General features: G+C 38.4%; 12 protein-coding genes. All 12 read left to right on the top strand.

Going from position 1 to position 15,120, the window contains the following annotated elements; genetic code table 11:
• Nucleotides 1-42 precede the first annotated feature (42 nt).
• Entirely contained in the window at nt 43-603 is a 561-nt protein-coding gene (gene pth / locus FC70_RS00060) for an aminoacyl-tRNA hydrolase (protein ID WP_057889000.1), read from the top strand.
• A 16-nt stretch (nt 604-619) separates the two neighbouring features.
• Nucleotides 620-4,162 carry a transcription-repair coupling factor gene (gene mfd, locus FC70_RS00055; protein WP_057888999.1) on the top strand — a complete coding sequence of 1,181 codons (3,543 nt, stop codon included), beginning with the start codon at nt 620-622 and terminating at the stop codon, nt 4,160-4,162.
• Nucleotides 4,140-5,726: a putative polysaccharide biosynthesis protein gene (locus FC70_RS00050; protein WP_057888998.1), complete on the top strand. Its 1,587-nt coding sequence runs from the start codon at nt 4,140-4,142 to the stop codon at nt 5,724-5,726. The genes mfd and FC70_RS00050 overlap by 23 nt, the downstream gene beginning before the upstream one ends.
• A 1-nt stretch (nt 5,727) precedes the next feature.
• Nucleotides 5,728-5,997, top strand: coding sequence for an RNA-binding S4 domain-containing protein (locus FC70_RS00045; protein ID WP_057888997.1), 270 nt, complete (start codon nt 5,728-5,730; stop codon nt 5,995-5,997).
• 72 nt (nt 5,998-6,069) lie between these two features.
• Nucleotides 6,070-6,435: an FtsB family cell division protein gene (locus FC70_RS00040; protein ID WP_057888996.1), complete on the top strand. Its 366-nt coding sequence runs from the start codon at nt 6,070-6,072 to the stop codon at nt 6,433-6,435.
• Nucleotides 6,436-6,541: 106 nt separating this feature from the next.
• Entirely contained in the window at nt 6,542-7,048 is a 507-nt protein-coding gene (locus FC70_RS00035; protein ID WP_057888995.1) for a S1 domain-containing RNA-binding protein, read from the top strand.
• A gap of 19 nt (nt 7,049-7,067) precedes the next feature.
• Complete coding sequence (tilS, locus tag FC70_RS00030) at nt 7,068-8,393, top strand: tRNA lysidine(34) synthetase TilS (protein WP_057888994.1); 1,326 nt, start codon at nt 7,068-7,070, stop codon at nt 8,391-8,393.
• A 2-nt stretch (nt 8,394-8,395) separates the two neighbouring features.
• Entirely contained in the window at nt 8,396-8,935 is a 540-nt protein-coding gene (gene hpt, locus FC70_RS00025) for a hypoxanthine phosphoribosyltransferase (protein ID WP_057888993.1), read from the top strand.
• Nucleotides 8,936-9,027: 92 nt separating this feature from the next.
• Nucleotides 9,028-11,100 carry an ATP-dependent zinc metalloprotease FtsH gene (gene ftsH, locus FC70_RS00020; protein ID WP_057888992.1) on the top strand — a complete coding sequence of 691 codons (2,073 nt, stop codon included), beginning with the start codon at nt 9,028-9,030 and terminating at the stop codon, nt 11,098-11,100.
• Nucleotides 11,101-11,244: 144 nt separating this feature from the next.
• Nucleotides 11,245-12,132: an Hsp33 family molecular chaperone HslO gene (gene hslO / locus FC70_RS00015; RefSeq protein WP_057888991.1), complete on the top strand. Its 888-nt coding sequence runs from the start codon at nt 11,245-11,247 to the stop codon at nt 12,130-12,132.
• A 69-nt stretch (nt 12,133-12,201) separates the two neighbouring features.
• Nucleotides 12,202-13,200, top strand: a complete 999-nt coding sequence (gene dusB, locus FC70_RS00010; RefSeq protein WP_057888990.1) for a tRNA dihydrouridine synthase DusB — start codon at nt 12,202-12,204, stop codon at nt 13,198-13,200.
• A gap of 42 nt (nt 13,201-13,242) precedes the next feature.
• Entirely contained in the window at nt 13,243-14,715 is a 1,473-nt protein-coding gene (gene lysS / locus FC70_RS00005; RefSeq protein ID WP_057889048.1) for a lysine--tRNA ligase, read from the top strand.
• Nucleotides 14,716-15,120 lie beyond the last annotated feature (405 nt).

Here is a 15,120-nt window from a genome sequence, read left to right as displayed (position 1 = left end):
ACGGCCTTTTTGTATTTTTATTAGAAGGGAAACATCGTAAAAATGAAAATGATTGTTGGTTTAGGAAATATTGGTCCTCAATATGATGGTACACGACATAATATGGGGTTCATGGTAATTGACCAAATTGCCAAAGATTATCAATTAACGTTTAAACATACTAGTAAAATGGAAGCCATGACGGCGAGCGGGATTATTAAGGGTGAAAAAGTCCTTCTCGTTAAACCAACTACGTTTATGAATGAATCTGGACGTTCAGTGAAGCCACTAATGGATTATTATGATGTACCCGTGGAAGATTTAATCGTGATTCACGATGATATGGATCTACCATTAGGGAAGATTCGCTTAAAAGCAAAGGGCTCAGCGGCCGGACATAATGGTCTTAAAAGTTTAATTAATCATTTGGGAACACAAGGATTCCATCGGGTTAAGGTGGGAATTGATCATCCGGGAAAAGCGAGTGTAGTTGATTATGTTTTAGGGAAATTTAAAAAGGATGAACAAGCGGGCCTTTTAGATAACCTTGATCAAGCGGAACATGCCGTTGAAGATTGGATTGAAGGCACAACGTTTGCCCAATTAATGAACAAGTATAATTAATAAGGTAGGAAATCAATTGAAATTAGAAGATTTTTTGGTTGAAATGCCGGAATTTATCAACATTGAAGCTGGAATTAAAGGACGACAACGACAACTGATTACCGGAATATCTGGGTCGGCTGAGACGTTATTATTAAGTTCAATTCATCGTCAATTGCAACAGTCGCAGCTAATTGTGACCGATGATTTGAGTCATATGGAACAAATTACTAATGATTTACTTAATCGGTTGTCTGATGATCAAGTTTTTCAATTTCCAGTTGAAGAAAACTTAGCGGTGGAAGTAGCAACCAGTTCACCGGAATTTAGATTGCAACGGGTCCTAGCTTTGGATGCGTTATTAAGTGACCACCCAGTAGTAGTTGTCACTTCAACCTCGGGCCTCAAGCGATTATTGCCAACGACTGAGGTCTTTAAAGAGGCTCGACTCCAAATTAAAGTTGGTTCTGACATTAATTTAGATCAGTCGCGAACCCAGCTAAGTTCAATGGGCTATCAGCTTGAAAAGATGGTTATTCGACCGGGGGACTTTGCCATTCGTGGGTCAATTTTAGATATTTATCCACTGAACACTGAAAATCCGGTCCGGATTGATTTATTTGATACGGAAGTTGATTCATTAAGATACTTTGACGCCACGACCCAACGAAGTATTGAAAATGTTGAGCAGGTCTCAGTTTTGCCGGCAACTGATTTTGTAATTAGTGAAACCGAATTTAATCGTATTCACCAATCATTAACCAAACAAATGACAGCAACAGCTAAAGACTTGAGTGATGATCAGCGCCAACAGTTAGAACAAAATATTTCACCCACGTTAAAAGCATTGACTCATCAACAAATAATTCCCGAATTAATCGAGTTTAGTAATGATGTTTATACTGATAAAACCTCGATTTTAGATTATTTGGATGAAAATGGGGTAATCGTAACGGAAGATTACCCACGAATTTTGACTAAAGAAGAAGATATTAATGAAGGACAACAGGCATGGTTAGAAGCTCAAGTTGCCAGTCAAAAGTTATTGAGTAGCACGGCGATGGGACACAAGGTATCAGACTTAATCACTGGCGATCAACATGCTCAGTGTTTCTTTGCGTTATTTCAAAAAGGCATGGGTAAAGTTAGTTTTTCACAAATCACCAATATTATGGCACGAAATATGCAACAATTTTTTGGCCAAATGCCAGTATTGAAAGCTGAAATTGAACGATTTAACCAGCAACAACGAACCACGATTATTTTAGCTAACAGTGCCGACCGGTTGGATAAGATTGAAAACACCCTGAATGATTTTGGCATTTCAATTACGTTAGTTGAAAATGATGAGTTAAAGCCAGGCATTGCTCAATTAGTGAATGATGGCTTACAAAATGGGTTTGAATTACCCGAAGCTAACTTAGTTGTAATTACCGAAGCTGAATTATTTAAAACGGTGCAAAAAAAGCGCGCGCGGCGACAAACGCTGGAAAATGCTGAACGAATTAAAAGTTACACGGACTTAAAGCCCGGCGATTATGTGGTACATGTCAATCACGGGATTGGTCAGTTTACTGGGATTGAAACGATCGAAAGTCAAGGCGTTAAACAAGATTATATCGCGATTGAGTTTCAAAAAAATGCCAAGATTTTTGTACCGGTGACGCAACTTAACTTAGTTCAAAAGTACGTGTCTTCGGAATCTAAAACGCCTAAAATCAATAAGCTAGGTGGCTCGGAATGGGCTAAAACGAAGCGCAGTGTCGCGGCCAAAATTGAGGATATTGCACAAGAATTGGTAGCACTATATGCGGCCCGTGAAGCAGAAGTTGGTTTTAACTTTCCTAAAGATGATGATTATCAAAACCAATTTGAAAATGATTTTCCATATACAGAAACGCCAGATCAATTACGAAGTAGTTCCGAAATCAAGCGGGATATGGAAGGTACGAAACCGATGGATCGTTTGTTGGTGGGGGATGTTGGTTATGGTAAAACGGAAGTGGCCTTACGAGCTGCTTTTAAAGCGATTGAAGCTGGTAAACAAGTCGCCTTTTTGGTGCCGACGACCATCTTAGCGCAACAACATTTTGATTCCATGCAGCGTCGATTCGAAGGATATCCAGTGAATGTTGCGATGATGTCACGGTTTAGAACGCGAAAACAATTAACAGAAACTGAGGAACAATTGACTTCTGGTGAATGTGATATTGTAGTTGGAACTCATCGAATCTTATCGAAGGATGTCCATTTTAAAGATTTAGGACTGGTAATTGTTGATGAAGAACAACGCTTCGGAGTAAAACATAAGGAACGATTGAAGCAATTAAAGAGTTCAGTTGATGTACTGACGCTAACAGCAACCCCAATCCCCCGAACGTTACACATGTCGATGTTGGGCGTTCGTGATTTATCGGTTATTGAAACACCACCAGTTGGTCGGTTCCCCATTCAGACGTATGTGATGGAACAAAATGCCGGGGCTTTACGTGATGCAGTGATGCGTGAAATGGGTCGTGGTGGTCAGGTGTTTTACTTACACAATCGGGTGGCCGATATTGAAAAAACGGTCGCTGAAATTTCGATGTTAGTACCGGAAGCACGGGTTGGTTATATTCACGGACAAATGACTGAAGTTCAGTTAGAATCAGTGTTATATGATTTTATCCGTGGCGAATATGATGTTTTAGTGACGACCTCGATTATTGAAACGGGTGTTGATATTCCTAATGTGAATACATTGTTTGTTGAAGATGCTGATCGGATGGGATTATCTCAACTCTATCAAATTCGTGGTCGAATCGGCCGGAGTAATCGGGTGGCCTATGCTTACTTTATGTACCAACAAAACAAGGTCTTGACTGAAGTGAGTGAAAAACGACTCTCTGCAATCCGTGATTTTACGGAATTGGGATCGGGATTTAAAATTGCGATGCGCGATTTGTCAATTCGGGGCGCAGGTAATTTATTAGGTCAACAACAACATGGTTTCATCGATTCAGTGGGGTATGATTTATATTCACAGATGTTAGCGGATGCGGTCGCTGTTAAGCGCGGTGAAAAAGTGGTTGTTAAAACTGATACCGAGATTGATGTCGGAATTGAAGCTTATTTACCATCCGAATATATTGATGATCAACGCCAAAAAATGGAATTATATAAAAGTATTCGTTCATTGGAAAGCGAAGATCGGTTATTGGATCTAGAAAGTGATCTGATTGACCGCTTTGGTGATTTCCCTGTGCAAGTTGAAAATCTCTTAGCCGTTGGTCGATTGAAAATTTTTGCTGATTTAGCGCAATTAGATAAGATTAGACAACAAAATGGCTATTTATATGTAACTTTATCGGAAAATGCCACAGAGAAAATAACGGCCCGTGAATTATTGAAAGATTTAACGGTTACTGGATTTAAAGCAACCATTGGGGATGAAGCAGGTAAAACCCGGATTAAGTTAGTAATTCAACCAAAAATGACGCAAAAAGACTGGATGGAACAATTGACCGTCTTTGTAAAAGCCCTCAGCGAACATTTTGAAGGCCCAGGAGAACAAAACGATGAAGAATCAACGACTGCATAAAGTTTTTCAAGGGGCGATGATTTTATCGTTGTCCTCATTAATTGCTAAAATCTTAGGCGCGGTCTATCGCGTTCCTTTTCAAAATTTAGTTGGGGATGAAGGATTTTACGTTTATCAGCAAGTTTATCCAATCTATGGAATTGGAATGACGATTGCTTTAACTGGCTTGCCAGTGTTTATTTCCAAGCTAATTGCCGAACAAACAGATGACATTAATCGTCGGCGAGTTGCCCAGCAAATTTTAGTATTAATTACACCAGTATCTTGGCTAGTGATGATTGCTTTATGGGTATTTTCTGCGCCGATAGCTAGTATGATGGGTGATCAATCATTGGCACCGATTATTCAAAGTGTCTCAATCATGTTTTTATTTATTCCGATTACGGCGGTTAGCCGGGGATATCAACAGGGTCGATATATCATGACCACCACATCGATTTCCCAGTTGGTGGAACAAATTGTGCGAGTTGTCGTGGTTATTATAGTCGCAATTGTTGCAGCTAAATTGAGTTGGAATGCTTATAAAATGGGAACTTGGGCGATGAGTGCGGCAGCAATTGCTGGCCTGTCAGCAAGTTTAGTTTTATGGCCAACGTTTAAAGCGATTCTAGCAGACCATGTAACAGGAATTAAATGGCATGAATTAAAAATAATTGGTCGTCGTTTGTTTTTTGAAGGTGGCTTAATCTGCTTATTTGCTTCATTGATTGTATTATTACAATTAGTTGATTCATTTACGGTGAAACAAGCGCTAGTTTCATTTGGCGAAACGCCACAAGCCGCGAAGGTGTTAAAAGGGGTCTTTGATCGGGGCCAACCATTGATACAGTTGGGGATGGTTGTTGCGACCTCAGTCTCAGCGACGTTATTACCATCGTTGACAACTAGTTATCTTGAAAAACGAGAAGTTGAATTTAGACGGATTTACCGCTCATTAATGCATCTATGTACGACTTTAGCTTGCTTAGCGACGGCTGGTTTGATGGTATTGATGCCCCAAATTGATACGTTGTTATTTCAAAATAGTCGTGGTTCAGTGGCATTAGCGATCAATATGTTAAGTATTATTTTGATTAGTTTAATTACGACGTATAGTAGTGTGCTCCAAAGTATTAATCAGTTTAGATCAACGGTGATGGCTTTATTGGCCGGGATTTTAGTTAAAGTCCTAGTTAACTTTTATTTGGTAGCTAATTTAGGAATTGTGGGTGCTAGTCTGGGAACGGTGATTAGTCTAAGTGTTACCCTAATTATTATTTGGATCAAGATGCCTGAAGAATTACATTTAGTTACTAATGGTAAGTCATTTGGAATTAAGTTATTATTAATCGTAATACTCATGGCTGGAATTGTGGCGTTAGCAGTTGCTGGTTCAGAAATGATTTTCGGAACTTCACGTGGGGCTATGATTTTAAATGTCTTTTTCCCTGTGATAATTGGAGTTGTAACCAGCATGGTCAGCATTGTTAAATTGAAATTATTTACGGTTAAAGAAATTCTTGTTTTTCCAGGTGGTCGAAAAATATTAAATTTACTGACTCGTAGTCAAAATATGGAGGATTAATATGCGCTTAGATAAATTTTTAAAAGTTTCACGAATTATAAAACGACGGACAGTCGCCAAAGAAATTTCAGATCAAGGGCGAATTTTGATTAATGGTAATGCGGCTAAATCATCAAGTAACGTTAAAGTTGCCGATGAACTAACGATTAAGTTTGGTAATAAAACCGAAGTCGTTAAAATAATGAAGATTATTGAAACCACTAAAAAAGATGAAGCTGAACAGATGTATGAAATTTTAGATGAAAGCTATGAAGAAGACTTTAGAAAATAGACGGGAATGACGGTCGAAATCGGGTAAATAATCTGTTATACTCGTGGTAACGAATTACGAGGGGTATGTACTATGGGAGACAAACGTGACAATAAGATTGCATCGATAAACACAAAACTTGTACAACAAGTTGCGGAGCGAAACCGAGTAATAAAGGTTCGCAAACATCGCTTCTACACTCTTATTGGCTTTTTTGCAGTAATCTTTATTGTGTTTGGGGTTCAAATTATTCAGACGAAGTATAGTTTGAGTAAGGTTAATGATCAAATTGAAGCTAAAAATGAAAGCTTGAGTAAGACAAAAGCTAAGAATAAAAAATTAGATAAACAAGTTGAACTATTGCATGATGATAGTTATTTACAAAAGATTTTAAGACAGAAATATTATTATTCAAAAACAGGCGAAACAATCTATAGTTTGTCTGATTCAAGTAAGTAGAGTTTAACCATAATTGATAATTGTGGCTAAACTCTTTTTTTGTAGAGATGTCGCTTAAAATTATGCTATACTCAAACTACATTATTCAAGGAGGATCTTTTGATTCATGGCAATTGAAGTCGGTACAAAAATTTCTGGTAAAGTGTCTGGAATTACAAATTTTGGAGCATTCGTTAATTTAGAGGATCATAAAACTGGGTTAGTTCATATTAGCCAGGTTTCAAGTGGATTTATTAAAGATATTCACGATGTGCTAAGTGTCGGGGATGCCGTTAATGTTAAGGTCATGTCAATTGGTGACGATGGCAAAATTGCGTTATCAATTCGAGCAGCAAGTGAAAATGCTGATGAGCAACATGAACGATCTAGTCGACCTCAACAATCACGTGAGCAAGCAACGCATGCTAATCATGATTCAAAGCCAAAGTATCAAAGCAGATCAAATAACAGTCGTGGAAACGATTTTGGAAGTAACAAACAAGCTAATGCCGGTGGAGCTAATGATTTTGATAGCTTAATGTCGGGTTTCTTAAAAGAAAGTGAATCTCGTTTATCAACCTTAAAGCATAACACTGAAGGTAAGCGTGGCGGTCGTGGTGGTAGACGAAGTTAGTCAGGTGGAATACTAGCGAATGAATAACTTACAAACAAAATTTGAGCGGGACTTAAGTCAAGACCGCTTTTTTTATTCAAATGAAAAAGTTATTGTCGCCGTTTCAACCGGTTCGGATTCAATGGCGTTGTTGTCTTTACTAATTAACTTGCCGATTGCGCAACAGCCAAATATTATTGTGGCCCATGTGAATCATGAGTTAAGACTACAGAGTCAAGAAGAAGAACAGTTTTTAAAAGGCTTTTGTCAAGCTCATCATTTAACGCTTGAAGTTAAACACTGGCCGCTGGATGACCATCCAACTTCCGGGATGGAAGCAGCAGCTCGTCAATTTAGATATGATTTTTTTGAATCGTTAATGCTGAAATATGATGCGCGGAAACTTTTAACGGCACATCATTTGAATGATCAAGCCGAAACGATTTTAATGAAATTAACTCGTGGTGGTGAACTAACCACATTAAGCGGAATGCAACAACGACGAGAGTTTGGTAGCGGCGAGTTGATTCGACCATTATTGAAGTATCGTAAGGCCGATTTACGTGAGTATCTAGCGGCAGAGCAACTTACTTATTATGATGATGAAACCAATCAAGCACTGGAATTCTCGCGTAATCGCTATCGTCAGCAAATCTTACCGTTGTTAATGAATGAAAATGACGAAGCACTAGAGCATTTAGAGTCATTTGCAACGCAACTTAATGAGTTAGCGGCGTTTGCGGATTTAAAATTAGCGCAAATGTGGCACCAAGTTCAAGCGGCAGACGACTTAAATTTAACTAAATTAGCTGAATATACGGTACTTGAACAAAAACAATTAATTAAATACTGGTTAATCAAGCAACAGCAGGTAACGGAAATTAAAGAGCAACAACTGACAGCAATCATGAAGATGATTCATAGCGAGACACCACAAGCACAACTTACGCTAGGGCAGGGCTTCATATTTATTAAGCAGTATCAGGCTGCTAAAGTAACTCGCGAGTTGAGTCAAAAATTATGCGATTTAGAGATTGAGGATTATGTTTCGGACGATGACCATGAGGCAGCAAGTGTAATGTGGTTACCAAAGTCAGTCCTCCCATTGCGAGTTCGATTGGTTAAGCTAGATGATGAGATTCGCCTTAAAGATGGTCACCATCAAAAAGTTAGAAGAATTCTGATTGATCAAAAAGTACCAAATGATGAACGACAGCAACAAGTCGTAGTTGTAACTAATGATGATGAACCTATCTGGGTGGTTAATCGAAAATTTACCTACTTGCAGCGTCCAGTAGATTATCAATCTAATTGGCAAAAAGTATATTTTATGCCACAATTAAGTAATCATATTAAAGGAGACTAGAAATGGATAACGATATTGAAAAAGTACTATACAGTCGAGATGAGATTGCAGGAGCAGCTAAACGTTTAGGTAAAGAGTTAACCCGTGATTATGCTGGCCGCCAACCATTGGTGATTTCGGTTTTAAAAGGTGCAATTTTATTTACGGTGGATGTGCTAAAGGAATTTGACGTGTATGCTGACATCGATTTCGTTGACGTTTCAAGTTATCATGGTGGCACTGAGTCAAGTGGTAAAGTTGACTTGGTCCGTGAAATTAGTTCGGATATTAAAGGTCGCGATATTATTTTAGTTGAAGATATTATTGATACTGGTCGGACATTGAAATATTTAATTCAGTTACTGGAAGAAAAAGGGGCTCATGACGTTAAGGTTTGCACGTTGTTGGACAAGCCTGAAGGCCGAGTTGTTGATGTAAAAGCAGATTATGTTGGCTTTAATGTGCCTAACGAATTTGTGGTTGGTTATGGTCTTGATTATAACGAACTATATCGTAACTTACCTTACGTCGGTATCTTAAAACCATCTGTTTATCAAAAGTAGCCATGATAAATTAATAGTCAACTTTGGTCAATTATGCTATCATAATTTTCATTAACAAGAGGAAAAATAATATCGATTGGTAGGAGAAAAACATGAACAATAATAACAACAATAAGAAGAATGGCTTTTCGCGTAATGTTCTTTTTTATGCTGTCATTTTCTTATGTATCATGGGGATTGCTTACTTCTTCTTTGGTGGAAATAGTTCAGCAGGTCAATCTGCTAACTTGAAACAAAGCGAATTTGTAAGTCAATTGAAAAATAAGAAAATCAAGAGCTTTGATGTACAACCAAGTGGCGGTGTTTATAAAGTTACTGGGACATACAAGAATGCTCAAAAGAGTGAAGCAAGTAACAGTTTTGCATTAGGTGGAACTAAGGAAGAAACGACGAAGACATTTACGTCAATCGTGTTGCCTAACGAAGTTACGACTTCGACCTTACAAAAGTACGCTGATGCGAATAACGTTAAGATGGGAACCAAAGCTGAAGAATCAAGTGGCTTCTGGGTTAATATCTTAATTTATCTCATCCCAATCGTAATCATGGTGTTCTTCTTCTATATGATGATGGGACAATCTGGTCAAGGTGGCGGCGGTGGTCGTGGTGTGATGAGCTTTGGTAAGTCAAAAGCAAAACCATCAGATTCAAAACAAAACAAAGTTCGCTTTGCGGATGTTGCCGGTGCTGAAGAAGAAAAGCAAGAATTAGTTGAAGTTGTTGAATTCTTGAAAGATCCAAAGAAATTCTTAGCGTTGGGTGCACGAATTCCCGCTGGGGTATTGCTTGAGGGCCCTCCTGGGACTGGTAAAACCTTGTTGGCCAAGGCCGTTGCTGGTGAAGCTGGGGTGCCATTCTACTCAATTTCTGGTTCTGATTTCGTTGAAATGTTTGTTGGGGTTGGGGCAAGTCGTGTTCGTGATTTGTTTGAAAATGCCAAGAAAACTGCACCATCAATCATCTTTATTGATGAAATTGATGCTGTTGGTCGTCAACGTGGAGCCGGTATGGGTGGTGGACACGATGAACGTGAACAAACCTTGAACCAATTGTTAGTTGAAATGGACGGATTTAATGGGGATGAAGGAGTCATTGTAATGGCTGCTACTAACCGTTCTGATGTCTTGGATCCAGCCTTGTTACGTCCAGGTCGTTTTGACCGTAAGATTTTGGTTGGCCGTCCAGATGTTAAGGGCCGTGAAGCGATTCTTAAAGTCCATGCGAAAAACAAGCCACTTGATAGTACCGTTGATTTGAAAATTATCGCTAAAGAAACTCCTGGATTTGTTGGGGCAGATCTTGAAAACTTATTGAATGAAGCTGCATTATTAGCTGCTCGTCGTAATCGCAAGACAATTGATGCGAAAGATTTGGATGAAGCAGAAGACCGGGTAATTGCCGGACCTGCTAAGAAAGATCGAGTGGTATCAAAAACCGAACGTGAAACCGTGGCCTTCCATGAAGCTGGTCATACGATTGTTGGTTTGGTATTAAATGAAGCCCGAGTAGTTCACAAGGTGACAATCGTCCCTCGTGGTCGCGCCGGTGGATATGCAATCATGCTTCCACGTGAAGATCAAATGTTAATGTCGAAGAAAAATGCAACTGAACAAATTGCTGGTTTGATGGGTGGTCGTGCAGCCGAAGAAATTATCTTCGATTCGCAATCATCAGGAGCCTCAAATGACTTTGAACAAGCAACGCAAATTGCTCGTGCAATGGTTACCCAATATGGGATGAGTGATAAAATCGGCATGGTTCAACTTGAAGGTAGTGGGCAACCATTCTTGGGCGCTCAATATGGTCAATCACCTGCATATTCAGAAGCAACTGCAAGCATTATCGATGCTGAAGTTCGTCGTTTTACTTCAGAAGGTCATCAACAAGCGGTGGATATCATTGAAAGTCATCGTGAACAACATAAGATAATTGCTGAAGCATTGCTTAAGTATGAAACTTTGGATGAAAAACAAATTATTAGTTTGTTTGAAACTGGTCACATGCCAGAAAATGATCCGAAGGCTGAAGATACTAGTCATGCTGCAACTTTTGAAGAATCAAAACGTGAATTAGAACGCAAAGAATCAGAACGTCATGATGGAACTGCGGACGAAACACCTACTGATGATTCAAATGATGATAGTGATTCTAATTCAACAATTTAATATTTACAAAAAAGTGTAAGATAGACAAGGACTGCAACCTATTAAACACGTTTGAGTAAAAATAAAATAATGGGTTGAGCAAAAGCGAAAGTTTTTGTTCAACCTTTTGTTATGATTAAAGAAATAAAATTCAAGGAGATTTAAATGGCACACGAAGATTATATGATTAAAAGTATTATTGATGATGGAATGTTTCGGGCATACGTAGTTGATGCAACCGGAATTGTACAAGAGGCACAACGACGACACGATACGTGGAGTGCATCATCGGCCGCTTTGGGACGTAGCCTAGTTGGGACGTTATTATTAGCCTCATCCGTGTTAAAGGGTAATGAAAAAATGACGGTTCGGATTCAAGGAGATGGACCAGTTGGCGGGATTGTAATTGATGGAAACGCTAATGGAACCGTTAAAGGTTACCTACAAGATCCACATGTTCATTTACCATTGAACGAAAAAGGAAAGATCGATGTTGCTGGTGCTGTGGGCACCAACGGAATGCTAGCTGTAACTAAAGACTTAACGGTTGGTGAACCATTTACTGGCCAAGTCCAATTGGTATCCGGTGAATTGGGTGAAGATTTTACTTATTATTTAGCACAGTCAGAACAAATTCCGTCATCAGTTGGTTTATCGGTCTTTGTGAATGCAGATAATTCAATTGAAGTTGCGGGTGGGTTTTTAATCCAAGTCTTACCAGGGGCAACGGACCAAGCCATTACAGATTTAGAAAATCGATTAGCTAACTTGCCATTAATTTCACAACTACTTCAGGAAAAGAAGACACCAGAAGATATCTTGTATGATTTGTTTGAAAAAGCTTCGGTGAAAATCGTTGATAAAATGCCAGTATCATTTAAATGTGACTGTTCAAAAGAAAAATTTAGCGAGATGTTAGCAACGATTGATCGAGATGATATGGAACAAATGATTAATGAAGATCATCAAGCTGAGATTGTTTGTCACTTTTGTGGAAACAAGTATCAATATGATGAAACCGATTTAAAGAAAATTTTGAGTGAAATGAAATAATAGCAGTTGGTAACACGTGATGGTGTGTGCTATGATAGTGGTCGCATATGATTTAATGAGGTGAACAAAATGGAATGGAAAATCGGTAATGTTACAATTCCGAACCAAGTTGTCGTTGCTCCAATGGCTGGGGTAACCAACTCCGCATTCCGAGTAATCTGTAAAAAATTTGGAGCGGGCTATGTGGTCTGCGAAATGATTTCAGATCGCGGAATTATGTATAAGAATAAAAAAACGTTACAAATGATGAATGTTGAAGCAGTTGAGCACCCAATGGGAATTCAAATTTTCGGTGGAACTAAGGAGACATTAGTTGAAGCGGCAAAGTTCGTGGACCAAAATACAGAAGCTGATGTGATTGATATCAACATGGGCTGTCCAGTTAACAAAGTGGTTAAAACTGAAGCTGGCGCTCGCTGGTTGTTGGATCCAAACAAAGTTTATGAGATGGTTTCATACGTGACCGATGCGGTTAAAAAGCCAGTTACCGTTAAAATGCGGATTGGCTGGGATGAAGATCATATTCTCGCGGTTGAAGATGCGTTGGCTGCTGAAAAAGCTGGTGCCTCTGCAATTGGGATGCATGGACGGACGCGTAAACAAATGTATACCGGTTCGGCTGATTGGAACGTTTTGAAAAACGTTGCGAATGAATTGACGATTCCATTTATGGCTAATGGGGATGTAAAATCAGCTCAAGATGCCAAAGATATTTTAGATTTAACTGGCGCTAGTGCAGTTATGATTGGTCGAGCAGCGATGGGTAATCCATGGATGTTAACCCAAACAGAACATTATTTAGCTACTGGTGAACTATTACCGGAAGCAACCGTTGAACAAAAAGTTAATATGGCTAAGGAACATTTAGCCGGCTTAGTTGATTTAAAAGGTGAACAATTTGGTGTTCCGGAATTTCGTGGACAAGCAACCTATTATTTAAAAGGAACTTCACGATCAGCCAAAGCTAAAGCTGCCTTGATGGAAAGTAATACGTTGGCAGAAATGAATGATATTTTTGATAAATTTGTTGAACAGACTAAAGAACGCGAATTAAAACAAGCACAGTAAATATAAGATGGAGGCAATATAGTGGCAAAGCAAGAACAACCAATGAATGATCAACTTCGAGTTCGTCGCGAAAAAATGCAAGAACTTCGAGATAATGGTACCGATCCTTTTGGGCAACGGTTTGAACGGACACATTTAGCATCAGAAATTCACACAACTTTTGGTGAAGTTGAACATGATGACCTGTTAGCACAAGAAAATGAAGTTATTATTAGTGGCCGAATGGTTTCTAAACGTGGAAAAGGTAAAGTCGGCTTTGCTGATATTTTAGATAAATCAGGTCGAATTCAAGTTTATTTGCGTAAAGATGAATTAGGCGAAGACGTTTATCATATCTTTAAGCGTGCTGACATTGGTGATTTTCTTGGAATTACTGGACATGTGATCAAAACAGACATGGGTGAATTAACGGTAAAAGCTACTGGATTGACCTTCTTATCCAAAGCTCTTCGTCCATTACCAGATAAGTTTCATGGTTTACAAAACCAAGAACAAATTTATCGTCAACGTTATTTAGATTTGATTGCTAATCCTGAAAGTTTTCAACGTTTCCAAAAACGTAGCAAAATCATTACTGCAATTCGTAGTTTCTTAGATAGCAAAGACTTTATGGAAGTTGAAACCCCAGTTTTACATAATCAAGCTGGTGGAGCTAGTGCACGTCCATTTATCACACATCACAATGCGCTGGATGTTGATTTATACATGCGAATTGCCTTAGAACTTCATTTGAAACGACTTATCGTTGGTGGATTCGAACGCGTATATGAAATTGGTCGAGTTTTCCGTAATGAGGGAATGGATACTAAACATAATCCTGAATTTACAATGCTTGAAACATACGTAGCTTATTTTGATTTCCAGGATGTTATGAACGAAACAGAAGGAATCTTTAAAGCGGCAGTTAAAGCAGTAACTGATGATGGTGTGATTACTTATCAAGATACTGAACTTGATTTAAACCAAAAATTTGCACGCGTGCATATGGTTGATGCAGTTAAGGCTGAGACAGGTGTTGATTTCTGGAAAGAAATGACACTTGAGGAAGCTCGCAAAATTGCAGATGAGCATAAAGTTCGCTATGAAGAATATTGGCAAGTTGGCCATATCATTAACGCATTTTTTGAAACATTCGTTGAAGATAAATTGGTTCAACCAACCTTTATCTATGGTCATCCGGTTGAGATTTCACCATTGGCTAAGAAAAATGCTGATGATCCTCGTTTTACTGACCGTTTTGAACTTTATATTATCGGTAATGAATTTGCTAATGCCTTTACTGAATTAAATGATCCAATTGATCAACGTGAACGATTTGAAGCTCAAGTCGCAGAACGTGAAGCTGGTAACGATGAAGCCGAAGGAATCGATGAAGACTTTATCGAAGCGTTAGAATACGGTATGCCACCTACTGGAGGGTTGGGTATCGGAATTGATCGGTTAGTAATGTTATTAACTGATAGTGCATCAATTCGCGATGTGATTTTATTCCCAACAATGCGTCCGGAAGATTAAAATAATACTTCAAAAGACTGATGAAAATCAGTCTTTTTTTTATGTTTAAAAAAGTTTTTTTAACTAAATTATTAGTCAAAAAAAGCCAAATAAAAAGCTGTAATCGTAAAATTACGAATGAATTTTTTTAAAAAGCTTTTATAGTTCGTAAATTGAATAAAAAGCTAATAAATTGAGGAACAATCACTGTGGCTATTTGTAAAAAAAACAGTTGACGATTTATAAAGTAATTGGTAGTATAGATATTGCTGTTAAGGCATTACGGATGTTTTGGTTATCTAAAAAAAGTTAAATAAAACGTTGACACGTATTTGCTCAAATGGTAAGATATTAATCGTTGCTTAATTATGAATTAAGCAATCGAGTAGAACTTTGAAAACTGAATAAAGTTTCGACAAATCAAAT

It is taken from the genome of Paucilactobacillus oligofermentans DSM 15707 = LMG 22743, from assembly GCF_001434315.1.
GTDB classification, from domain to species: Bacteria; Bacillota; Bacilli; order Lactobacillales; family Lactobacillaceae; genus Paucilactobacillus; species Paucilactobacillus oligofermentans.
Note: the sequence above shows the minus strand (reverse complement) of the source record. Positions and strands in the feature narration are given on the sequence as shown.